Source organism: Stenotrophomonas sp. KH_029 (genome assembly GCF_057839765.1).
This window is the reverse complement of the sequence record NZ_CM174498.1, coordinates 1,426,902-1,449,225: the sequence shown is the minus strand read 5'-3', so window position 1 is coordinate 1,449,225 and position 22,324 is coordinate 1,426,902. Positions and strand designations below refer to the sequence as shown.

Sequence of the window (22,324 nt, the reverse complement as noted above, 5' to 3'; positions counted from 1 at the left end):
CGCCCGCGATCAATATTTCTGCTTCTGGCGCTTGGCCGGCTGGCCGCGCGGCGGCAGTTCGACCTCACCGTCGTCCTTTTCTTCGACCAGGCGGAAGTCGATCTTGCGCTCTTCCATGCTGGCCTTGAGCACCAGGATGCGCACCCGGTCGCCCAGCCGGTAGGCCTTGCCACGGCGTTCGCCGCTGAGCGTCTTGCGGGTCGCATCGAACTGGTAATAGTCGTGCGGCAGCTGGGTCACATGGACCAGGCCGTTGACCTTGGACTCGTCCAGCTCGACGAACAGGCCGAAGCTGGTCACCCCGCTGATCACGCCATCGAACTGGCCGCCGACGTGCTTTTCCATCCATGCCGCGCGGTACCGCTCGTCGACCTCGCGCTCGGCCTCGTCGGCACGGCGCTCGCGCTCGGAGCACTGCAGCGCCAGCGCGGCCATCTCACGCGGTGAATAGGTGAACTTGTCCACGGCCGCGCCACTGAGCGCATGCTTGATCGCACGGTGCACCAGCAGGTCCGGGTAGCGGCGGATCGGCGAGGTGAAATGCGCATACGCATCCAGCGACAGGCCGAAGTGACCCTGGTTGTCCGGCGAATACACCGCCAGGCTCTGGCTGCGCAGCAGCACCGATTCCAGCAGCGCCGCGTCGGGGCGCTCGCGCACCTTCTTGAGCAGCTTGGTGTAATCGCCCGGCTGCACCTTGGACCACGGCGGCAGGCTCAGCTTGAATTCCTTGAGGAACTCCAGCAGGTCGTCGTACTTGGCTTCCGGCGGCTTGGCGTGGTCGCGGAACGGCGCCGGCACCTGCTTGTGCAGCAGGTACCGGGCAGCCTGCACGTTGGCGGCGATCATGCATTCCTCGATCAGCTTGTGCGCATCGTTGCGCACCAGCATGCCGGCCTGGGTGACCTCGCCGGTGTTGTCCAGCACGAAGCGCACTTCGGAGGATTCAAATTCGATCGCACCGCGCCGGGTGCGCGCCTTGGCCAGTACCTTGTACAGCTGGTGCAGGCGCTCGACCTGGGGCAGCACCGCGGCGATCTGGTTGCGCACGGCCACGTCGTTCTCGCCCACCGCCTGCCAGACCTGGGTATAGGTCAGGCGCGCGTGCGAGTTCATCACCGCTTCGTAGAAGCGCGAGTGGATCACCTCGCCATCGCGGTTGACCTGCATGTCGCAGACAAAGCACATGCGGTCGACCTTGGGCATCAGCGAGCAGATGCCGTTGGACAGGGTCTCCGGCAGCATCGGCACCACAAAGCCCGGGAAGTACACCGAGGTGGCGCGCTTCTGCGCTTCATCGTCCAGCGGGGTGCCCGGACGCACGTAGTTGGACACGTCGGCGATGGCCACCACCAGGCGGAAGCCTTCGGCGTTGGGTTCGCAGTAGACCGCGTCGTCGAAGTCCTTGGCATCCTCGCCATCGATGGTGACCAGCGGCGTGCTGCGCAGGTCGACGCGGCCGCCGATCATGTCCGGCTCGACCACCAGCGGCACCGCCGAGGCTTCGTTGAGCACCTCCTGCGGGAACTCGAACGGCAGCTCATGGCCATGGATGGCGGTTTCCACGATCAGCGAGGCGGTCAGCTTGTCGCCGAGCACCGCGATGATGCGGCCGATCGGCGGACGCCGGGTATCGGGGGCCTGGGTCAGCTCGCAGACCACCAGCTGGCCGTCGCGGGCATCGCCGGTCTGGTCCGGCGGGATCTGCACGTTGCGCTGCACGCGCTTGTCGTCGGGCACCACGTAGTTGATGCCGAACTCGACGCTGAAACGGCCGATCAGGCGGGTCATGCCGCGTTCGAGCACGCGCGCGATGCTGCCTTCGCGGCGGCCGCGGCGGTCGATGCCGGTGACGTTGGCCAGCACCCGGTCGCCGTGCATCACCTTGCGCATTTCATACGGCGGCAGGAACAGGTCGTCGCCGCCTTCCACCGGGCGCAGGAAGCCGAAGCCTTCCGGGTTGGCGATGACCACGCCGGTGATCAGGTTGGTCGCCTGCACCGGGGCGAAGCCGCCGCGGCGGTTCTGCACCAGCTGGCCGTCGCGCACCATCGCGCCCAGGCGCTTGCCCAGCGCATCGGCGCGGTCGGGTTCGGTCAGGCCCAGGTGGACGCCGATTTCCTCGGCGGTCTGCGGGCCGTCGCAACGCTCCAGCAACTGCAGGATGGCCTCGCGGCTGGCGATCGGCTGCGCGTAACGTTCAGCTTCGCGGGCGGCATGCGGATCGATCAGTTCGCCATCGGCCAGCGTCGGATGCGGGCGGCGGCGGGTCGGGACGGGGGCAGCGGCGTCCGGCCTGGGGCCGGATCGCTTGCCGCCACGCGGTGCGACGGGTTGGGTCATGGATTCGGGCATCCAGGGCGGCAGCTTGCCAGGCTTGGCAGCAGCGCGGGGCTTGCCCGACGGACCGGCTGCCTGGGGCGCCGGGGACTTGGGGGCTTTCGCGCCCCGGGTCGGTTTCTTTGTTTTCATCGACCCCCATGGTAACCGCTGAAGGTGTGCAGAGTGGGTCAGCGCGCGTGCACATGCAGGTTTGTGAAAATTTTTCGGAAAAGCGTTGACAAGTGCCCGGCACATGCCCAGAATCCCCCTCCTGAGTCGCCCAGGTGGCGGAATTGGTAGACGCACTAGCTTCAGGTGCTAGCGGGGGCAACTTCGTGGAGGTTCGAGTCCTCTCCTGGGCACCACGACTCGGTAAATGATCAAACCCGCGCAAGCGGGTTTTTTCGTTTCCGGCGCGGCCGCACGGCTAGGCATCCGGATCGTAGTAGCAACGCGCCAGCCCCGCCCGGCCCGGGAAGTACTTGAACCAGGGCCGCGCCGCCTCGACCACCGCCACCACCGCGTCGTGCGCCATCAGGCGCTGCAGGTACGCCGCCAGCGCCGCATGCGCGTCGGGCAGCGCCACATAGGTCACCGCGTAGAACAACGCCGGCGCGGCGGCGCAATCGGCCAGGCTGAACCCATCACCGGCCAACCAGCGCCGCCCCTCCAGCCGCTGGTCCAGCAGCGCATAGCTTTTCAGCAATGTCGCGCGCGCGGCGTCGGCCGCTTCGGGCGGCGCGTCGGGCTGCAGCAGCGCTGCGGTCAGCGCCTGCATTGGCGTCATCACGTACAGGTCCGAAAACCGGTCCCAGAACCGCACCTCCAGCGCCTGCGCCGGATCTTGGGGAATCAACCGCGCCTCCCCGTGGGCGTGGTGCAGCTGCAGGTACTCGATGATGATGCTGGTCTCGGCGACCGGCCGGCCCTGATCCACCAGCAGCGGCATCTTACCGACCGGCCACAGCGCCAGGAAGGCCGCGCGTTGCGCAGGATCGCCCAGGTCCAGGAGCTGCTCGTCCAGCGCCACGCCCAGCACGCGGGCGGCGATCAACACCTTGTGGCAACACGAAGACAGCGGGTGGAAGTGCAGGATCGGAAGGGCCATGCGAACGCCTTGCTGCGAGGTCCAGGGAGTATTCTCAGCCGGCGCCGGCCCGGTCAAGGGCCACCGCCTGCGGTCGATGCCGCTGCCCGGCAGCCGATTGTTTCACCCTGCGTTGACAGCCCTCGCATGCTTCCGCATAATTCTCCTCCTGAGTCGCCCAGGTGGCGGAATTGGTAGACGCACTAGCTTCAGGTGCTAGCGGGGGCAACTTCGTGGAGGTTCGAGTCCTCTCCTGGGCACCACGACTCGGTAAATGATCAAACCCGCGCAAGCGGGTTTTTTCGTTTCTGCGGTTCCCTGCCATGCACCTGGCAGGGCGCACGATTCACGCGACAGGGAGAGCGATGCCGCGGCAGCGCGCGAACATCGAAATTTCCCGCGACATCGTGTTGACACATTCCTGGTTCTCCCGCAGAATTCGTCTCCTGAGTCGCCCAGGTGGCGGAATTGGTAGACGCACTAGCTTCAGGTGCTAGCGGGGGCAACTTCGTGGAGGTTCGAGTCCTCTCCTGGGCACCACGACTCAGCAAATGATCAAACCCGCGCAAGCGGGTTTTTTCATGTCTGGGGTTTGGGATTTTTCTTTTTAGAAGCCAGAACCAGAGCGTTGCTTCTGCGCCTGCGACGGGCTGGTCGGGGGTGTGTGGGTTCGCGGGACACGCCGTGAATCCATCCCTGGAGGCTCGTGAGCGCCATCCATGGCGCCCAACGGTCCCGCGAACCCACACCCCCCCGCCCCAGACAGTGGGCCGGTGACCATGGAACAGCAACGCAACCCGGTGCCGCCAGGGGCTGGGCCGGGCCGCGGAGCGGGACTTGCGGCGTGTCCTGCATGGAGCTGCCCGTCCTCCTCCCACAGGGAAAGGCAAGACGCTGCTCTTCACCATGGAGGTATGAGGAGCCGGCCAGCGGCCGGCACTACCGTGCGTGGCGCCAACGAAAAACCCGCCTTTCGGCGGGTTTTTCGCTTCAGCTCAACACCGCCTCAATGCCCACCGGCCGAAGCCGCACCCGCCCCCGCACCGAACGGCGGCTTGGCCAGCCACAGGAAGGTGATGATGGCCAGGAAGATCCAGCCCAACAGGAAGAAGATGTCGTTGAAACCCATCTGCGAGGCCTGGTGGTTGATCATGTTGTTCAGCGCCGCCGCCCCATGCTGCAGGTCGCCCTGCCCCATCGCGGCCACCTGGTCCTGCATCCCCGGGGTGTAGCCGGAAATGTGTTCGGTTAGGTGCGCGTGGTGTTCCTGGCTGCGCCGTGCCCACAGCCAGGTGGTCAGCGACGCCGCGAAGCTGCCGCCCAGGGTGCGCAGGAACGTGGCCAGGCCCGAACCGGCCGCGATCTCGCGCCCGTCCAGGTCCGACAGCAGGATCTGCAGCACCGGCATGAAGAACAATGCCACGCCGATGCCCATGATCAGCTGGATGCCGGCCACGTGGCCGAAGTTCACCTGCAGGTTGAAACCCGAGCGCAGGAAGCTGGTGAAGGACAGGAACACGAAGGCGATGGTGGCCAGCATGCGCATGTCGAAGCGCGAGGCATACTTGCCCACGAACGGGGTCATGATCACCGGCAATACGCCGATCGGCGCGGTGGCCAGGCCGGCCCAGATCGCGGTATAGCCCATGTCGCGCTGCAGCCACTGCGGAATCAGCAGGGCCACGGCGAAGAACGCTGCATAGGCCACCACCATCGCCAGCGTACCGGCGCGGAAATTGCGGTGGCGGAACAGCCGCAGGTCCACGATCGGATCCTTGTCGGTCAGCTCCCAGATCAGGAACACCGCCAGCGCCACCACCGACACGCAGGCCAGCACCACGATCTTGGCCGAACTGAACCAGTCTTCGTCGTTGCCCAGGTCCAGCACCAGCTGCAGCGCGCCCACGCCGATCACCAGGGTGATCAGGCCGACGTAGTCCATCTTCGGCTTTTCGATATGCTCCGGGCGGCCCTTGAGCTGGTTGCCCACCACCAGCGCGGCGAAGATGCCCAGCGGCACGTTGATCAGGAAGATCCATTCCCAACTGTAGTTGTCGGTGATCCACCCGCCCAGGATCGGGCCGGCGATCGGCGCCACCACGGTGATCATCGCCAGCAGCGCCAGCGCCTGCCCGCGTTTCTCGCGCGGGTACAGCGACACCAGCAGGCTCTGGGTGATCGGGTACATCGGCCCGGCCACGAACCCCTGGATCGCGCGCGATACCACCAGCATGCCCATGCTCTGCGCCAGCCCGCACAGCAGCGAGGCCATGGTGAAGGCCAGCGTGGCCCACACGAACAGCTTGGTCTCGCCGAAGCGGCGGCTGAGGTAGCCGGTCAGCGGCAGCGCGATGGCCGTGCTGACCGCAAACGAGGTGATGACCCAGGTGGCCTGCTGCGAACTGGCGCCGAGGTTGCCGGCGATGGTGGGCAGCGACACGTTGGCGATGGTGGTGTCGAGCACCTGCATGAACGAGGCCATCGCAAGGCCGGCGGTGCACAGGGCGACATTGGCCGGCGTGAAGCCGACCGCCGAACCTGGCGCGCCCGGTGTGCCGGGCGCGGCGGGAGCTTGTGCGGACATGGTGGCCTCAGCTCGCCTTGGCCTGCTGCGGCAGGTTGCCCTGGATGATTTTGTGGATCACATCGTCGGCGCTGTGCAGCTGCTTGGCATAGACATCGGTGTCGAACACCTGGCCCTTGGCGGTTTCGGTCGGCAGCACGGTGCCCTTCTGGTCGCGCAGGCTGACTTCAGCCTTGATCGACAGGCCGATGCGCAGCGGATGTTCGGCCAGCTGCTTGGCATCGATGGCGATGCGCACCGGAACGCGCTGCACGATCTTGATCCAGTTGCCGCTGGCGTTCTGCGCCGGCAGCAGCGAGAACGCCGAGCCGGTGCCCAGCCCCAGGCTGTCGATGCGGCCCTTGTAGGTGACATCGCCACCGTACAGGTCCGAGCGCAGCTCCACTTCCTGGCCCAGGCGCATGTGGCGCAGCTGGGTTTCCTTGAAGTTGGCTTCCACCCACATCTGTTCGGTCGGCACCACCGCCATCAGCGCATTGCCCGGCTGCACGCGCTGGCCCACCTGCACCGAACGACGGGCCACATACCCGGCCACCGGCGCGACGATGCCCGCGCGGGCGTTGTTGAGGTAGGCCTGGCGCAGCTGCGCAGCGGCGGCCTGCACGTCCGGCTGGGTGGCGATCACGGTGTCATCGACCAGCGCGTTGTTGCGCTCGAAGGTTTCGCGCGACCCGGCCACGGCTGCTTCGGCGGCGGCCAGTTCGTCACGGGCGTGGGCCAGTTCTTCGTTGGAGATCGCGCCGGTGGCGGCCAGCCCCTTGCGCCGGTTGAAATCCTCACGCACGCGCTTGAGGGTGACCTGGCGCGCGTTCAATTCGGCCTGGGCACCTTCCACGCTGCGGTACAGGCCGCGGGTCTGGCGCACGGTCTTGGCCAGGTTGGCTTCGGCCTGCTGCAGGGCCACTTCGGTGTCGGCCGGGTCCAGCTGCACCAGCAGCTGGCCGCGCGCCACGCGCATGCCGTCATCGGCGTTGATCGACACCACGGTACCGCTCACCAGCGGGGTGATCTGTACCTGGTTGCCCTGCACATAGGCATCGTCGGTTTCTTCGAACCAGCGGCCGAACATGAAGTACCACAGGGCCAGCGCGGCCAGCAGCAGCACCACGATGACCAACAGGCCGCGCAGCAGCTTGCCGCGACGGGAGGGAGCTGCCGGGGCGGCAGCGGGAGCGGATGTCTGGCTCATGGAAGGCGTCTCAGGAATGCGTGGAATCAGGGGCGGTGGCGCGCGTGGCGGTATCGCCGGACGGGGTGAAACCACCGCCCAGCGACTGGCTCAGCCGCACCGAAACAAGGATCTGCCGGGACTGCAGGTCGGCCAGCCGCTGCTGCGACGCCAGCAGCTGCTCTTCGACCGCCAGGACCTCCAGGTAGCTGCCGATCCCGGCGCGGTACCGCTGCCCGGCCAGGTCGTGCGCGGCGCGGGCGGTGTCCAGCGCCTGTTGCTGGGCGGCGGCCTGGCTGGCCAGCGAACGCACGGCGTTGACCTGGTCGGCCACATCGCGCAGCGCGTTGAGCACCGACTGGTTGTAGTCGGCCACGGCCAGGTCGTACTGCGCGTCGGTCTTGTCCAGGTTGGCGCGCAGGCGGCCGCCGTCGAAGATCGGCAGGCTCAGTGCCGGGCCGAGGAAGGCGAAGGTGGAACCGCTCTTGAGCAGCTGGTCCACTTCACTGGACACCACCCCGCCCAGCGCGGTCAGGTTGAGGCTGGGGTAGAACTGCGCCTTGGCCGCGTGGATCTGGCGGTTGGCCGCCTCCACCCGCCAGCGCGCGGCCACGATGTCCGGACGGCGGCCGAGCAGTTCGCTGGGCAGCACGCCGGGCAACTGCAGGGCCAGCGGGTTGAGCGGTCGCGGGCGTTCGATCTGCAGGCCGCGGTCCGGGCCCTGCCCGACCAGCGCGGCCAGCGCCGTGCGGGCCTCGTCGATCTGCTGCTGGGCGGCCTGTTGCTGCTGCTGCGCGGCGGGAATGCGCGCTTCGGCCTGGCGGGTCTGCAGGTCGCTGTCGATCCCGGCACGGCGGCGCTGGGCGGTCAGCTCCAGGGTCTTCTGCGCGCGCGCCAGTTCTTCGCCGGCCACATCGTGCAGCGCCCAGGCATAGCCCAGTTGCGCGTAGGCCTCGGCGATGGCCGCCGACAGGTTCAGGCGCGCGGCCTGGGCGTCCACTTCGGCGGCATGGCCGCTGTCCACGGCCGCTTCCCAGGCGGCACGCTTGCCGCCCCACAGATCGATGCCGTAGCTGAAGCTCAGGTAGGCCTGGCCGCTGCCGGCATAGCTGCCGCCAAGCTCGTCGCCGACCATCGATTCGGGCAGGCGCACCCCCGTATAGCCACCGGAAGCGGACACGCTGGGCAGGCGCTCGGCATGGGCGGTGCCGATCTGCGCGCGGGCCTGGCGCAGGCGCGCATCGGCTGCGTCCAGGCTCGGGTTGCGCTGCAGGCCTTCGGCGATCAACGCGTCCAGCTGTGGGTCGCCCAGCGCGCGCCACCAGTCGGTGGCCGGCCAGCCGGGCTGGCTCAGGCCATCGGCGGCCAGGGTGCGCTGGGTCTGCAGGCGGTCGACATCGAGCAACCGGCCGCTGGGCTCGAGCCCGCCGCTGCTGGCACAGGCGGCCAGGGCCAACGCCAGCGCGGAGACCAGCAGCGGGCGTAACGAAGTAATGCGATCGGGGAAGGTGGTCATGGCGTAATCAGGGAGTCGCGTACACGGGTCATGAGGGAAAGCAGCTGCGCGCGCTCGTCGGTGGACAAATCGCGCATGGCGTCGTTCATCGTCTGGTCGCCGCGCTGCTTCAGCCGGGCCCACAACTGGCGGCCCTCGTCGGTCAGCACGATCTGCAGTGCCCGCCGGTCCTGGGCATGTGGCTCGCGCCGCACACAGCCCATCGCTTCGAGCTTGTCCAGCAGCCGGGTCACCGCGCTGGGCACCTGGTCCAGGGCCTGGGCCAACTCGTTGGCGGTGCACGGGGCCTTGGCCGAGAGCACCTTCAAACCGAGGTAGTGGGTGAAACCAATGCCGAGGTTTTCCTCGGCCATCGTCGTGTCGAGCTGACGGACCAGGCCGTCGCGCACCTGGCGCAACAGCAGACCGAAGCTGGGAGGCGTGGTTTCAGGACAGATCATCATGGGGCGGCACTTTACTTCCAAAAAATATATTTCTCAATGGAAATATTAAATCTGGAACAAAATGCTGTGTTGCAGCAAGCAGAACAATGCAGGGGCGCCCACCTTAATGGTCTGTTCCAGTGGCCCGGTATTACAATCTGGACAATGAATAACGTTTTCAGGCCAGAACAGGCCGTTGCCCTCCCGCCCGCCCAGGTGCGGCATGACGTGCTGGACTGGCTCGAACGCGACGATGGCCAGGCCGTGCTCGGTTTCCAGATCGAGAGCGCGCGCGGGCTGGACCGGGAAATCGACTGGCACCAACATCGCCGCGCCCAGCTGATCAGCGTCGAGGCCGGCCTGCTGAACATCCGTACCCGCCACGGCAACTGGTCGCTGCCGCCGGGCTGCGCCGGCTGGATGCCGCCCGGCGAGCCCCACACCGTGGGCATTTCCGGGCCGTTGCGGGGCTGGGGCCTGATCGTCACCGCAGCGGCCGCCCACGACCTGCCCGAGCAACCGTGCGTGGTGGCCATCTCCGACCTGCTGCAGGCCCTGGCGGCGCGGGTAACGCGCTGGGTGCCCGGCGCCGGCACCGACCTGCGCCAGCAGCACATGATCGAGGTGCTGCTCGACGAGATCCGCAACGCCCCCCGCCAGCGCATGCACCTGCCGATGCCGCAGGACCGGCGCCTGCTGCGGATCGCCTCGCAGCTGATCGCCGCGCCGGCCGACGGCCGCAGCCTGGAACAATGGGCGCACTGGGCCGGGCTGTCGCCGCGTACACTGACCCGGCACTTCCGCGACGAAACCACGCTCAGCTTCGCCCAGTGGCGCCAGCAGGCCCGTCTGGCCGAAGGCCTGCGCCGGTTGTCGGACGGCCGCAGCGTGTCCGACATCGCCCACGAACTGGGGTTCAGCAGCCCCAGCGCCTTCGTCACCGTGTTCCGCCGCCACTTCGGCTGCCCTCCGGGGCGCTACCTGGCACGCAGCGGACACCCCCTGAATCCATCACGCGGCTTGGCATCCCCGGCCGCATCCGGATAATCGACCGCTGCGAGGGCGACAGCCGTCGCCGTCCCTTGCCACAGGTAACAATCCCGCATGACCGATCTTGCCCGCCCCGCCTTCCACGGCTTTGAACAGCTGCCCCTGCGCGAGTACGCCGAACGGGCGTACCTGGACTATTCGATGTACGTGGTGCTCGATCGCGCACTGCCGTTCATCGGCGACGGCCTCAAGCCGGTGCAGCGCCGCATCATCTATGCGATGAGCGAGCTGGGCCTCAATGCCGCCTCCAAGCCGAAGAAGTCCGCGCGCACCGTGGGCGATGTGATCGGCAAGTACCACCCGCACGGCGACAGCGCGTGCTACGAGGCGCTGGTGCTGATGGCCCAGCCGTTCTCCTACCGCTATCCGCTGATCGAAGGCCAGGGCAACTTCGGTTCCACCGACGATCCCAAGTCGTTCGCGGCGATGCGTTACACCGAATCCAAGCTGACCCCGATCGCCGAAGTGCTGCTGGGCGAGATCAACCAGGGCACCACCGACTGGACCCCGAACTTCGACGGCACCCTGGAAGAACCGACCTGGATGCCGGCGCGCCTGCCGCACCTGCTGCTCAACGGCACCACCGGCATCGCGGTGGGCATGGCCACCGATGTGCCGCCGCACAACCTCAACGAGATCGTCAGCGCGCTGCTGCACCTGCTGGACGACCCCGACGCGAGCATCGCCGCGCTGTGCGAACACGTGAAGGGCCCCGACTACCCCAGCCACGCCGAGATCATCACCCCGATCGCCGACCTGCGCACCATGTACGAGACCGGCTACGGCAGCGTTCGCGCGCGTTCGACGTTCTTCAAGGAACACGCCAACATCGTGGTCAACGCGCTGCCGTTCCAGGTATCGCCGTCGAAGGTGATCGAGCAGATCGCCGCGCAGATGCGGGCCAAGAAGCTGCCGTGGCTGGAAGACATCCGCGATGAATCCGACCACGCCAACCCGGTGCGGGTGGTGCTGGTGCCGCGCTCCAACCGCGTCGATGCCGACCAGCTGATGGGCCACCTGTTCGCCACCACCGACCTGGAGCGCAGCTACCGGGTCAACCTCAACGTGATCGGGCTGGACGGGCGTCCGCAGGTGAAGAACCTGAAGATGCTGCTCAGCGAATGGCTGCAGTTCCGCGCCACCACCGTCACCCGCCGCCTCAACCACCGCCTGCAGAAGGTCGAGCGCCGCCTGCACATGTTGGACGGCCTGCTGGTGGCCTTCCTCAACCTGGATGAAGTGATCCGCATCATCCGCACCGAGGATGAAGCCAAGCCGGCGTTGATCGCGCGTTTCGCGCTGAGCGAGGACCAGGCCGAGTACATCCTGGAAACCAAGCTCAAGCAGCTGGCCCGCCTGGAGGAAATGAAGATCCGTGGCGAGCAGGACGAACTGGCCAGGGAGCGCGACAAGATCCTGGCGATCCTGGACAGCAAGGCCAAGCTGAAGAAGCTGATCCGCGACGAGCTCACCGCCGATGCCAAGAAGTTCGGCGACGCGCGCCGCTCGCCACTGGTGCAGCGCGGTGCGGCCCAGGCGATCGACGAAACCGAACTGGTACCCAGCGAGCCGATGACCGTGGTGCTGTCGGAAAAGGGCTGGATCCGTGCGGCCAAGGGCCACGACATGGACCCCTCCACCCTGTCCTACCGCGATGGCGATGCCCTGCTGGGTTCGGTGCGCGCACGCAGTACCCAGCAGGTGGCGTTCCTGGACAGCGAGGGCCGCGCCTATTCGACCCTGATCCACACCCTGCCCTCGGCGCGCGGCAACGGCGAACCGCTGACCGGCCGCTTCTCGCCGGCGCCGGGCAGCCAGTTCATCACCCTGGCCAGTGGCGAGAACACCACCCGCTTCGTGCTGGCCTCCACCCACGGCTATGGCTTTGTGACCCGCTTCGAGAACCTGACCGGGCGCAACAAGGCCGGCAAGGCGATGCTCAACCTGACCTCCGGGTCCAAGGTGCTGACCCCGGCGGTGGTCGTCAATCCGGATACCGACCGCATCGTGGCGGTGACCAGCTCGGGCAACCTGCTGGCGATCGCAGCCAGCGACCTGCCGGAACTGGACAAGGGCAAGGGCAACAAGATCATCGACATCCCCAAGGCCAAGCTCGCCACCGAGCGCGTGGTGGCGGTGGTCTCGGTGTCGCCGGGCAACACCCTGCTGGTCCGCAGCGGGGCGCGCACCATGAACCTGTCGTTCAAGGACCTGGACACCTACCTGGGCACGCGCGCCACCCGTGGCCATCTGCTGCCGCGCGGCTGGCAGAAGGTGGAAGGCTTGGCGGTGGAATAGCGGTCCAGCGTCGACGTGGATCGAAACGGCCGGGGAAACCTGGCCGTTTTTTGTTCTTCTCCCAACGAAGGGAGCGCCTCTGGTGCATGTTGGATCTGGCTATGCCTCCGCTCGGGCCTCCCGTGAGCGTGAGGGGCCCCGTAGCGACCGGCAGGCCCCCCCGGCAAATGTCCCCCGGCCGCCGCCTGACGGCGACGGCCTCCTCCTTGATTTTGCCCAGGAGCCTGCCGGCCGCTACGGGGCTCGGCTCGCGGTACGCAGGCCGAAAACCAGGCTCTCCTTGCTGCCGTTGATGGTTCTCACGTAGGCCGCTCCTGACCAGCTAGGAGCGCGCTTCATGCTTGCCACGCGGATGGGAGAAGAACCTTCTATTCCTGTCAATCCCAGCTAGCAGGCGAACCAAGCTGTCTTTACATGCTGGCAGGACGTTTCGCGTCCCCGACATAGCCAAATTTAGAAGTGCGAGGCCTCAACCTCGACAAGTCATCTGAAGATGAAGGGTTTAACCATTGAACTGTAAGCCGACCCACCCTCTAGACCACACTTAATCAAATGCTATGTCTGCTTTGTAATTCTCTGAACTTCCGAAAGGATCTTCAGGAGCTTCTCAGCCCCATCAAATTCACCTATTTTATCTCGCGCGACATCAGCCTTGCCCTGCGCCCTAAGCGGATTCGTATGAATCTCCGCCAGAACCGTCCTGATGTAGTGCGAATGATCGCTCTCAGAATCATTATCCCTAGACATCTGCCCAGAGAATCCGACAATGGATTTCGACAGCACACTTTTGTATGCGTACTCTTCTGAAATGTTCGCCAGCTTTACGTACTGATGGGCGCAGAACCAAGCACCCGCAATAAGAATAGGAATTAAAGAAACTCGACCCGCCACCACTGCAATTGTCACACTGGTATCCCATGTGATCCAGATGCCAAGCGCAACTGCCAAGACGACCAGCACCCCGGCCACGATTATCCAGATCTTTCGTTGCGAGTCACTCTTCGTTTCATTGTACCGCTCGCTAAAAGCAGCACTGAGGCCTTCGGCAGTCTTGTAAGACAGTGCTGTTCTAGCCGACTCAATAATTCCGCGAGCATCCTCCTCAATTGCGCTCATCGCAGCTCGATGCTTCGTTAGCTCTTCCGTAAAAGCATCGGTCTTCACCTGCTGGTCAAGAAGCTGTGACTCTCTAACCGATACTTTTTTCAAGAACTCGTCTATCAGCTCTTTGTTCGAATTCGCACTGGCCTGAGACTCTTCCGCTGCGCTAGACGCCAACGATGCTGCCTCCTTGAACTGAGTAATCTCAGCTTCGCTGGCCGAAGCAGAGGACAAAACATCACCCAAAGATGTGCTCGCCGCGTCAATGTCATTCAACCGCGCCCCACACTCGTCGAGCTTGACGGAGACGGCCGAGGACAATTCGAGCAATCTTGCCTGCTCATCGGCGATTTTCCTTCGCTCATCTTTGATGGCTGCAACCTGCAAGTGGAGAGCTTCCACTGCCACCTCAAGTTGCTCTCTGGTTTCTGGAGAGCCACGAAGGTGGAAAGGCCTTAGAGTTACCTTCAGTTCTTGGAGCACTACAGCAGCAGCCGACAGTTGCTGTTCATGCAATGAAGATCTCAGCACATTCAGATTAGCCGCAATCGACCGCCTTTCTGTCATTGTCAAAAGCTTCAAGAGTCGCCCAGGCTTTTCGATCTGCCCGCGAATGTCAGTGACCAGAGCCCTGGATCCAACAACCAGAGACTTCGCAGTGAACTCGTGCTCCTCTCCGAATTTCTGTCCTTTGAACTTGGAGAGATCAACTGACTCTAGGACCTCTTCGAAGCCTGCCAAAGTGCCTTTGATGTCCTCGATGGTTTGCGCCTGCATGCCCCCCCCTCCCTGTATTTGACCCAGCGAGACTCTCAAAAGCTCGCGAGTTGGTCAACGGAGCCGATTTCCATATCAATTGAGAATGCCCTATATGGCGTGAAACCAAAGAGCTGTCCTATCCAGAAAAACGAAAAAGCCGGGGATTTCCCGGCTTTTCCCTCGACCGCTGGCTGGCACAAGCTGGCGGGCGGACGGGGGTTCAGCAGCTGGCTGGCGAAGGCTGGCTGGCGCGCGGAACCCGATGCCGCACTCAATGCGCGGCCGTGCCCTTCGCATCCATCTTGCTGGTCTGGTACAGCGCCAGCCCGATCCGCTTGATCAGGCCCAGCTGCTGTTCCAGCCACCAGGCATGGTCTTCTTCGGTGTCCTTCAACTGCACCAGCAGCATGTCGCGGCTGACATAGTCCTGGTGCTGTTCGCACAGTTTCATGCCGGCGGCCAGGTTGTGGCGCACGCTGTATTCGGTATCCAGGTCCTTCTGCAGCATCTCTTCCACGGTCTTGCCGGGCTCGAAGGCATGCGGGCGCATGTCCGGGTCGCCACCCAGGAACAGGATGCGGCGCAGCAGCGCATCGGCGTGCTGGGTCTCTTCTTCCATTTCGTGGTTGAGGCGCTCATAGAGCGCGAACAGACCCTGGTCTTCGTAGCGGCGCGAATGGATGAAGTACTGGTCGCGCGCGGCCAACTCGCCGCGCAGCAGTTCCTTCAGGCAGGCGATGACGTCCGGGTTGCCTTTCATGGGGGTGCTCCTGATGAATCGATGGGCGCCATGGTGCCCCATCCGAAATTCCAATGATCTAATCGGAATCAGTTGCAGTTGCGCTTGGCTCGGTATCCACATGTCCTTCACATCCGCGCCGCTGGCCCGTGGGCACCGCACCTGTACCGGGCGGGATGCAGGGCTTCGGTGATGGCCCTGCGTTTCCCTGCCGATCAGCGTTATCGGCAGTCGTTCGGGAACCGACCCTACCGGCGGTGCCTGCAGGTCGCGTTGCCGATCATCCCGGTTGACAGTCGTTTGCGAGCCAGCCCTGCCGCGAGTTTCCGTTGCGCCCGGCCGCCCAACGCCGGGCGCAGGTCGGCTACCGGCGCTTCCACCGCTCCATTCCGTTCAACAGCGGCCCGGTCATCGCGGTGGTCACCAGCGCCATGATCACCAGCACCGCGAACAGGCGGTCGCCCAGGAAGCCCAGCTCGTAGCCCAGGTTGAGCACGATCAACTCCATCAACCCGCGCGTATTCATCAGCGCGCCCAGCTTCCATGCTTCCGCGCTGCCCATTCCGGCACTGCGCGCCGCGCTCCAGGTTCCCAGCAGCTTGCCCAGGGTGGCCACTGCAATCACCACCACGCACAACAGCGCATCGCTGGCCTGCAGCGCATCGGCGCGAAGGCGCAATCCGGTCATCGCGAAGAACAGCGGCAGCAGCAGGGTCACCGCGAACGGCTCGACCCTGCTGGCCACCGTATGCCGCAACGTCGCATTGCCCGACACCGCCACGCCGGCGGCAAACGCACCGAACAAGGCATGGATGCCCAGCATCTCGGTCACCAGCGCACAGCCCAGCGCCATCAGCAGCATGATCAGCAACCAGCGGCCTTCCTGCCCGGCCGCGATCACCCGCCGCGAAAACCACGGCCGTACCAGGCCCAGCATCAGCGCAACGAAGGCGACCACGCAGACCAGGTTGATCGTCGCCGGTACCCAGCCCTGCGCCTGCGCGGCAGCCACGATCAATGCCAGCAGGCACCAGGCCGTGGCATCGCCCAAGGCCGCACAGGCGATCGCGGTCTGGCCCAGCGGCGTGCCGGTCATACCGCGGTCGGCCAGGATGCGCAGCAGTACCGGGAAGGCGGTGATGCTCAATGAAATGCCCACGAACAGCGCAAAGCCGGTGAACCCCACCCCGCTGGGCGCATGCGCGCCGTACAGCCAGATCGCCAGCGCCACACCGAGCACGAACGGCACCGCGATGCCGGCATGGCTGACCACGAACGCGAAACGGCGACGCCCGCGCAAGCCGCCCAGGTCCAGTTCGGCACCGGCGACCAGCAGGAACATCAGCACCCCCAGCTGGCTGAGCAGGCCCAGCGACCCCAGCGAAGCGGCCGGAAACAGCGTGCCGTGCACCTGCGGCAACAGCGCGCCCAGCACCAGTGGGCCCATCATCAGGCCGGCGGCCATCTCACCGATCACACCCGGTTGGCCCAGACGCCGGAACAGCCAGCCGGCGGCCTTGGCCACCAGCAGCAGGACCAGCAACTGCATCAGGAACAGGCCCAGCGGCGCATGCAGGTGCGCGGCCCAGTCCGCCCCCAGCGACGATTCGGCGCGCGCCACCTGGGTGGCCGCGCTGGGGCCGGCGTAGCGCGCCAGGCCCAGGCCCACCAGCAACGGCACCGCCACCCAGCCCAGGTAGCGCCATGCCAGCCCGCTGCGGCGCATGCCGCCGGTGGTTCCTGCTTCCATTACCGATCCCCATCGATTGACGGAGCGATTCTACGGGCTGGCGGCATTCCCGCCAGTGGCGCGGTGCCGTTGCACCGCGCCACCGCCGCCAGGCTCAGGCCAGGGCCTGTTCGTGCACCCCCGCCACCGCACGGCCGGACGGGTCGGCCATCGCCGCGAAGCTGGCATCCCAGGCGATCGCCGCCGGCGAGGAGCAGGCGATCGACTTGCCGCCCGGCACCGTTTCGGCCGCCGCCTGGGTCGGGAAGTACTGCTCGAACACATGGCGGTAGTAATACGCTTCCTTGGTCTGCGGCGGGTTGTGCACGAAACGCTTGTCGGCCGCGGCCATCACCCGGTCGCTGATCTGTTGTTCGGCGTGCGCCTTGAGCCCGTCGATCCAGCCGTAGCCGACGCCATCGCTGAACTGCTCCTTCTGCCGCCACAGGATCGACTCGGGCAGATAGCCTTCAAAGGCTTCGCGCAGCACCGCCTTCTCGATCCGGCGTGCGCCGTCGCCGCCCTGCCCGACCATCTTGTGCCGGGCGTCGATGCGCATGGCCACGTCGAGGAACTCACGGTCCAGGAACGGCACGCGCGGCTCCACGCCCCAGGCCATCATCGACTTGTTGGCGCGCAGGCAGTCGTAGTTGTTGAGCGCATCGAGCTTGCGCACCAGTTCGTCGTGGAATTCGCGCGCGTTGGGCGCCTTGTGGAAGTACAGGTAGCCGCCGAAGATCTCGTCGCTGCCCTCGCCGGACAGCACCATCTTCACCCCCATCGCCTTGATCCGGCGTGCCAGCAGGAACATCGGGGTGGACGCGCGGATGGTGGTGACATCGTAGGTCTCCACGTGGCGGATCACTTCCGGCAACGCATCCAGGCCTTCCTCGAAGGTGTACTCGAAGCCGTGGTGGACCGTGCCCAGGGCCTGCGCGGCGATTTCCGCGGCGGCCAGGTCGGGCGAACCCTTCAACCCGATCGCGAAGGAATGCAGGCGCGGCCACCAGGCCTCGCTCTGGTCCCCGTCCTCGATGCGGTGGCGTGCATAGCGCGCAGCCACGGCGGCCACCAGCGAGGAATCCAGGCCGCCGGACAACAGCACCCCATACGGCACGTCGGTCATCAGCTGGCGGTGCACGGCGCGTTCGAATGCCTCGCGCAGCGCGGCACGGTCGGCTTCCACGCCTTCGACCGCGTCGTAGTCGCGCCACGGGCGCTGGTAGTAGCGGGTCAGGGTGCCGGTGGCGCTGTCGTACCAATGGCCCGGCGGGAACTGGGCGGCGTCGGCGCAGATGTCCACCAGCGACTTCAGTTCGGAGGCCACCACCAGCCGGCCGGCGCTGTCATGGCCCCAGTACAGCGGCACCACCCCGATCGGGTCGCGGGCGATCAGCACCCGCTGGGCGTCGCGGTCCCACAGCGCGAAGGCGAAGATGCCGTTGAGGCGGTTCAACCACGAGGCCGGCGCATCTTCACGGTGCAGCGCGTTGATCACCTCGCAGTCCGAACCGGTCTGGAACGCATAAGGCTGGGCCAGTTCGGCCTTCAGTTCGCGGTGGTTGTAGATCTCGCCGTTGACCGCCAGCGCCAGCTGGCCGTCCTCGGACAGCAACGGCTGCGAGCCGCCGGCCGGGTCGACGATGGCCAGCCGTTCGTGGACCAGGATGGCGCCGGCATCGGCATACACCCCGCTCCAGTCCGGGCCACGGTGGCGCTGGCGCTGCGACAGGTCCAGCGCGTGGCGGCGCAGGGCCGGGAGGTCATCGCCTGCCTGCAGGCCGAAAATACCGAAGATCGAACACATGGGAACAACTCCTGATGATGGGGGATACACGTAGTGCATGCGTTCGAGCGGCCACAAAAAAACCCGCATCGGCCGATGCGGGTTTTCTGGGGTCCGGGCGTGTCGCTTGTACTAGCCCTGGTCGCAGTCCCGCATCGGCCGCGCACGATTGTTCGCGCGCAGATTATTGCGGTTGGTATTGGTGACGGCGGTGGCCGGGAGCGAGGACATGCACCGACCGTACCCGGCTTTGGGACGCCGTGCAACTGTTGCGATGGCAACCGATTCAGTGGGCGCGCTGGCAGCGGCGCGGATAATGGCCGTCCCCACTGCAGGACGCCATGGATGCCCCCTTTCTCCCTCCGCCCCTTGCTGCCGGCGCTGATGCTGCTGGCCCTGGCCGGCTGCGCCAGCGCCCCGCGGCGGCCGGTCAGCGACAGCGAACGCCAGGCACTGGCCGCTGCCGCCGATGGCAGTTTCGATTCGGCCATGCGCGTGGCCAGGATGTACCAGGGCTGGAACGACGTACGTGCGCTGGACTGGTACGCCCGCGCGGCGGCCACCACGCCGCGTACGTTCCGCCACACCGGCGCCGAGGAACAGCTCGGCACCATCCTCGAACGCGGCCGGCTGGACAGCGCCGACACCCCGCAGAAACCCGAGGCGGTGGTGCTCAAGCCTTCTGCGCGCAAGGCCTTCCACTGGTACCAGCGCGCGGCCTACCACGGCTCGCCGTATGCGATGGACGACCTGGAAAAATGGTACGAGCGCCGCGGCGACCTGGACGGCGCGCTGCGCTGGCGGCTGCGTTCGGCGGTGTACATGCGCGAGCTGTACAAGCTGCAGCCCCTGCGCGTGGCCACCAGCGGTTCGGCCAAACATGGCAGCCCGATCCAGGCCGGGCCGGCACCGAACCCGCTGGTCGCACGCATCCAGCGCCGCGCGCAACGCGGCAATGCCGAAGCCCAGGTCGACCTGGGCACGCTGTACGAAGCCGGCATCGGCGTGGTGCAGGACAAGGCCGAAGCGCTGCGCTGGTATGAGCGCGCCGGCGCGCAGGGCAATGTATACGGCCAGTACCTTGCCGGGCTGGCCCTGGGCCGTGGCGGCGATGGACTGGACAAGGACGTGGACGCGGCCGCGGCCTGGTTCGCCAAGGCCCAGGCGCAGGACTTCTACATGGCCGAGGAGTCCTACTGGCGGCGGGCGATCGCCCCGCCGTTCTGGACATTCGAATGACAACGCGACACTGAAGCCGGTAGTGCCGGCCGTTGGCCGGCTGCTCCTGGCTCGGGGCAATCAGCGGAGCCGGCCAGCGGCCGGCACTACCCTGCTCTGGCTGCGCTGTACACACATCGCCCACGTCGACAAGCCTGCATCGGCGCCGGGATCTGGCCCAGAATGGCGGCATGAACAGCGCTACTTTCCGTGACCAGCCCATCCCCCGCGAGCGCATGCAGGCGATCATCGCCGCGCACCCGCGCGCGGCCGTATTCGAGGGCTGCAGCTTCGATGGTGGCGACTACTCGCGGCTGGACATGGACGGTTTCCAGTTCAACCAGTGCTCGGCGGCCGGGGCCAGCTGGCTGGCCGCCTCGCTGGAGGAAAGCCGGTGGGTCAAATGCCGCGGCGGCCAATGCGATTTCAGTTCCGCGCTGCTGGGCGATGCCCGTTTCTCGCATTGCGATCTGAACAACAGTCACTGGCGCCGCGCCACGCTGTCTTCGGTGCAGTTCCACGACTGCAAGCTCACCGGCGCCCATCTGCAGGAAGTCACCGGCTGGGCGCTGGAGTTCCGCGATTGCCTGCTGGTCAGCGCCGATCTGCGCGGGCTGTCGTTCCGCAAGGCGCAGCTGGAGGGCCTGGATTTTTCCGAGGCCGAACTGTCCGGCTGCGACTTCCGCGATGCGGTGTTCAACGGTGGCAGCCTGCGCAATGCGCAGACCCGGCTGACCCGTTTCGAAGGGGCCGACCTGCGCGGCACCGATATCAGCGGGCTCAACGTGATGGATGCCAAGCTGTTCAGGAAGGCGGTGATTTCGCAGCGACAGGCCGCCGCCGCATTGGCCGCGTTCGGGTTGATCGTGGCGTAACGGCAAACCGACCAACGGTCGGTTCCTACCTGACATGGCAGGTGCCGACCGTTGGTCGGCGCAGCACGCCCCTCCGGTAGTGCCGGCCGCTGGCCGGCTCCTCCTTCGGTCTGGCAATCACGAGAGCCGGCCAGCGGCCGGCACTACCGCAATCGAACGACGGTTAGCTCCATCCCTGGATTCAGGCCAAGAGCCGCTCGATCAAGCGCTGATACAGCGCCGGCAAGGCTTCCAGATCCGCCACCCGGACGTTCTCGTCGACCTGGTGGATGCTCGCATTGACCGGCCCCACTTCAATGCACTGCGCGCCCAACGGGGCGATGAAGCGGGCATCGGAGGTACCACCACCGGTGCTTTCCTCCGGCGGCGCGCCGGCAAACTCACCCAGCACCTCGCGCGCCACCTGGCGCAACCTGCCTTCCGGGGTATGGAACGGCTCGCCGCTGCGATGCCACCGCAGCGTGTAGTCCAGCGCGTGCCGGTCCAGCAGCGCGGCGATCTCCTGCTCCAGCGCCGGGGCATTCCAGTGTGGGTTGTAGCGCAGGTTGAACAGCACCTGCAGCTGGCCGGGGATCACATTGTTGGCACCGGTTCCGGCGTGGATGTTGGAAATCTGCAGGCTGGTCGGCGGGAAGCTCTCGAAGCCATCGTCCCACTGCCGCGCGGTCAGTTCGGCCAGCGCCGCAGCGGCCAGGTGGATGGGGTTGCGCGCCTTGTCCGGATAGGCGACGTGCCCCTGTACGCCGGTCACCGTCAAGGTCGCCGACAGGCTGCCGCGACGGCCGACGCGCAGCAGGTCGCCGAGCACGGCAGTGGAGGACGGTTCGCCGGTGATGCACCAGTCGATCGCCTGCCCGCGTTCGCGGAAGATATCGGCCACCCGGCGCACGCCGTCGATGGCGTCGCCTTCCTCGTCGCTGGTCAGCAGCACCGCCAGGGTGCCCCGATGCCCGGGATGGGCGGCGACGAACTGTTCGGCCGCCACCACGAACGCGGCCACGCTGCCCTTCATGTCCGCCGCGCCGCGCCCGTACAGCACGCCGTCACGGATCTGCGGATCGAACGGGGCGCTGGTCCAGGCCGAGATCGGCCCGGTCGGCACCACGTCGGTATGTCCGAGCAGCACCAGTACCGGCCCGCCCTGCCCGTGGGTCGCCCACAGGTTGTCGACCTCGCCCAGGCGAAGGTGTTCGCAGTGGAAGCCCGCGCGCTCGAGGCGGCCAGCCAGCAGTGCCTGGCAGCCGGCGTCCTCGGGGGTGACCGAGGCGCGCGCGATCAGCTCGCAGGTCAAGCCGACGACATCGCTCACGCGCCCACTCCGAACCGCTGCTTGAAGCCGTTGTCCGAGAAACCCTGGGTCATCGCGCCATCGGCGCTGACCACCACCGGGCGCTTGATCAGTTGCGGGTACTCGCGCAGCAGCAGCTTCCACTCCGCGTCCGAATCGGCCGCCTTGCGGTTGTCCGGCAGCTGCCGCCAGGTGGTGGAGGACTTGTTGATCAACGCGGCAAAGCCACCGGCCTGGGCGGCCCAGTCGACCAGGGTCTCCGGCGTGGGCTTGTGGTCGCGATAGTCGACGAAGGTATAGGCCACCTGGAAGCGGTCCAGCCACTTGACGGCCTTTTTGCAGGTATCGCAGTTCTTCAATCCGTAGACGGTCGTGGTCATCG

16 protein-coding genes and 3 tRNA genes are annotated in these 22,324 nt (G+C 66.3%); 7 read left to right on the top strand and 12 right to left on the bottom strand.

What is annotated here, in order from left to right:
* Positions 1–9: 9 nt before the first annotated feature.
* Positions 10–2,472, bottom strand: a complete 2,463-nt coding sequence (gene rnr, locus AC3ITM_RS06630; RefSeq protein WP_489269291.1) for a ribonuclease R — start codon at positions 2,470–2,472, stop codon at positions 10–12.
* Between the two features lie 128 nt (positions 2,473–2,600).
* Here rnr and AC3ITM_RS06625 point away from each other — a divergent pair.
* Positions 2,601–2,687: transfer RNA gene (locus tag AC3ITM_RS06625), tRNA-Leu, on the top strand.
* Positions 2,688–2,749: 62 nt separating this feature from the next.
* On the opposite strand, the gene AC3ITM_RS06620 is transcribed toward AC3ITM_RS06625, so the two are convergent.
* Positions 2,750–3,430, bottom strand: coding sequence for a glutathione S-transferase family protein (locus AC3ITM_RS06620; RefSeq protein WP_489269289.1), 681 nt, complete (start codon positions 3,428–3,430; stop codon positions 2,750–2,752).
* Between the two features lie 155 nt (positions 3,431–3,585).
* On the opposite strand from AC3ITM_RS06620, the gene AC3ITM_RS06615 reads away from it, so the two are divergent.
* Positions 3,586–3,672: transfer RNA gene (locus AC3ITM_RS06615), tRNA-Leu, on the top strand.
* A gap of 190 nt (positions 3,673–3,862) precedes the next feature.
* Positions 3,863–3,949, top strand: a tRNA-Leu gene (locus AC3ITM_RS06610).
* 466 nt (positions 3,950–4,415) lie between these two features.
* Here the strand turns inward: AC3ITM_RS06610 and AC3ITM_RS06605 are convergent.
* Genes AC3ITM_RS06605 through AC3ITM_RS06590 form a run of 4 tightly spaced genes read right to left on the bottom strand, consistent with a single transcriptional unit; the run spans position 4,416 to position 9,117 of the window.
* On the bottom strand, positions 4,416–5,993 hold the full coding sequence (locus AC3ITM_RS06605) for a DHA2 family efflux MFS transporter permease subunit (protein ID WP_489269287.1): 1,578 nt from the start codon (positions 5,991–5,993) through the stop codon (positions 4,416–4,418).
* A 7-nt stretch (positions 5,994–6,000) separates the two neighbouring features.
* Positions 6,001–7,182: a multidrug efflux MFS transporter periplasmic adaptor subunit EmrA gene (gene emrA / locus AC3ITM_RS06600; protein ID WP_489269285.1), complete on the bottom strand. Its 1,182-nt coding sequence runs from the start codon at positions 7,180–7,182 to the stop codon at positions 6,001–6,003.
* Positions 7,183–7,192: 10 nt separating this feature from the next.
* Positions 7,193–8,677, bottom strand: coding sequence for an efflux transporter outer membrane subunit (locus tag AC3ITM_RS06595; RefSeq protein ID WP_489269283.1), 1,485 nt, complete (start codon positions 8,675–8,677; stop codon positions 7,193–7,195).
* Positions 8,674–9,117, bottom strand: a complete 444-nt coding sequence (locus AC3ITM_RS06590; protein WP_228886609.1) for a MarR family winged helix-turn-helix transcriptional regulator — start codon at positions 9,115–9,117, stop codon at positions 8,674–8,676. Before AC3ITM_RS06590 ends, AC3ITM_RS06595 begins: the two co-directional genes overlap by 4 nt.
* A gap of 147 nt (positions 9,118–9,264) precedes the next feature.
* Between AC3ITM_RS06590 and AC3ITM_RS06585 the strand changes: the two genes are divergently transcribed.
* Together AC3ITM_RS06585 and parC are read left to right on the top strand one after the other, a co-directional pair.
* Positions 9,265–10,146, top strand: coding sequence for an AraC family transcriptional regulator (locus tag AC3ITM_RS06585; RefSeq protein WP_489269281.1), 882 nt, complete (start codon positions 9,265–9,267; stop codon positions 10,144–10,146).
* A 57-nt stretch (positions 10,147–10,203) separates the two neighbouring features.
* Complete coding sequence (parC, locus tag AC3ITM_RS06580) at positions 10,204–12,447, top strand: DNA topoisomerase IV subunit A (protein ID WP_489269279.1); 2,244 nt, start codon at positions 10,204–10,206, stop codon at positions 12,445–12,447.
* Between the two features lie 555 nt (positions 12,448–13,002).
* Here parC and AC3ITM_RS06575 read toward each other — a convergent pair.
* The 4 genes from AC3ITM_RS06575 to asnB all read right to left on the bottom strand — a co-directional run bounded on the left by AC3ITM_RS06575 (position 13,003) and on the right by asnB (position 18,582).
* Complete coding sequence (locus tag AC3ITM_RS06575; protein WP_489269277.1) at positions 13,003–14,325, bottom strand: hypothetical protein; 1,323 nt, start codon at positions 14,323–14,325, stop codon at positions 13,003–13,005.
* Between the two features lie 253 nt (positions 14,326–14,578).
* Positions 14,579–15,067, bottom strand: coding sequence for a bacterioferritin (bfr, locus tag AC3ITM_RS06570; RefSeq protein WP_489269275.1), 489 nt, complete (start codon positions 15,065–15,067; stop codon positions 14,579–14,581).
* A 343-nt stretch (positions 15,068–15,410) separates the two neighbouring features.
* Complete coding sequence (locus AC3ITM_RS06565) at positions 15,411–16,796, bottom strand: cation:proton antiporter (RefSeq protein ID WP_489269273.1); 1,386 nt, start codon at positions 16,794–16,796, stop codon at positions 15,411–15,413.
* Positions 16,797–16,890: 94 nt separating this feature from the next.
* Positions 16,891–18,582 (bottom strand): asparagine synthase B, encoded by a 1,692-nt coding sequence (gene asnB / locus AC3ITM_RS06560; RefSeq protein ID WP_489269271.1) that lies wholly within the window; start codon positions 18,580–18,582, stop codon positions 16,891–16,893.
* 324 nt (positions 18,583–18,906) lie between these two features.
* Here asnB and AC3ITM_RS06555 point away from each other — a divergent pair, with 324 nt between their 5' ends.
* Together AC3ITM_RS06555 and AC3ITM_RS06550 are read left to right on the top strand one after the other, a co-directional pair.
* Positions 18,907–19,800 (top strand): tetratricopeptide repeat protein, encoded by an 894-nt coding sequence (locus tag AC3ITM_RS06555; protein ID WP_489269269.1) that lies wholly within the window; start codon positions 18,907–18,909, stop codon positions 19,798–19,800.
* A gap of 170 nt (positions 19,801–19,970) precedes the next feature.
* Positions 19,971–20,654, top strand: coding sequence for a pentapeptide repeat-containing protein (locus AC3ITM_RS06550; protein WP_489269267.1), 684 nt, complete (start codon positions 19,971–19,973; stop codon positions 20,652–20,654).
* A 181-nt stretch (positions 20,655–20,835) separates the two neighbouring features.
* Here the strand turns inward: AC3ITM_RS06550 and dapE are convergent, their stop codons facing one another.
* Positions 20,836–21,963 carry a succinyl-diaminopimelate desuccinylase gene (dapE, locus tag AC3ITM_RS06545; protein WP_489269265.1) on the bottom strand — a complete coding sequence of 376 codons (1,128 nt, stop codon included), beginning with the start codon at positions 21,961–21,963 and terminating at the stop codon, positions 20,836–20,838.
* Entirely contained in the window at positions 21,960–22,322 is a 363-nt protein-coding gene (locus AC3ITM_RS06540) for an arsenate reductase (RefSeq protein WP_489269263.1), read from the bottom strand. Before AC3ITM_RS06540 ends, dapE begins: the two co-directional genes overlap by 4 nt.
* Positions 22,323–22,324: the final 2 nt, after the last annotated feature.

Coding starts and splice junctions, on each gene's coding strand:
- rnr (WP_489269291.1), bottom strand. CDS start 2,472: ATGAAAACAAAGAAACCGACCCGGGGCGCGAAAGCCCCCAAGTCCCCG.
- AC3ITM_RS06620 (WP_489269289.1), bottom strand. CDS start 3,430: ATGGCCCTTCCGATCCTGCACTTCCACCCGCTGTCTTCGTGTTGCCAC.
- AC3ITM_RS06605 (WP_489269287.1), bottom strand. CDS start 5,993: ATGTCCGCACAAGCTCCCGCCGCGCCCGGCACACCGGGCGCGCCAGGT.
- emrA (WP_489269285.1), bottom strand. CDS start 7,182: ATGAGCCAGACATCCGCTCCCGCTGCCGCCCCGGCAGCTCCCTCCCGT.
- AC3ITM_RS06595 (WP_489269283.1), bottom strand. CDS start 8,677: ATGACCACCTTCCCCGATCGCATTACTTCGTTACGCCCGCTGCTGGTC.
- AC3ITM_RS06590 (WP_228886609.1), bottom strand. CDS start 9,117: ATGATCTGTCCTGAAACCACGCCTCCCAGCTTCGGTCTGCTGTTGCGC.
- AC3ITM_RS06585 (WP_489269281.1), top strand. CDS start 9,265: ATGAATAACGTTTTCAGGCCAGAACAGGCCGTTGCCCTCCCGCCCGCC.
- parC (WP_489269279.1), top strand. CDS start 10,204: ATGACCGATCTTGCCCGCCCCGCCTTCCACGGCTTTGAACAGCTGCCC.
- AC3ITM_RS06575 (WP_489269277.1), bottom strand. CDS start 14,325: ATGCAGGCGCAAACCATCGAGGACATCAAAGGCACTTTGGCAGGCTTC.
- bfr (WP_489269275.1), bottom strand. CDS start 15,067: ATGAAAGGCAACCCGGACGTCATCGCCTGCCTGAAGGAACTGCTGCGC.
- AC3ITM_RS06565 (WP_489269273.1), bottom strand. CDS start 16,796: ATGGAAGCAGGAACCACCGGCGGCATGCGCCGCAGCGGGCTGGCATGG.
- asnB (WP_489269271.1), bottom strand. CDS start 18,582: ATGTGTTCGATCTTCGGTATTTTCGGCCTGCAGGCAGGCGATGACCTC.
- AC3ITM_RS06555 (WP_489269269.1), top strand. CDS start 18,907: ATGCCCCCTTTCTCCCTCCGCCCCTTGCTGCCGGCGCTGATGCTGCTG.
- AC3ITM_RS06550 (WP_489269267.1), top strand. CDS start 19,971: ATGAACAGCGCTACTTTCCGTGACCAGCCCATCCCCCGCGAGCGCATG.
- AC3ITM_RS06540 (WP_489269263.1), bottom strand. CDS start 22,322: ATGACCACGACCGTCTACGGATTGAAGAACTGCGATACCTGCAAAAAG.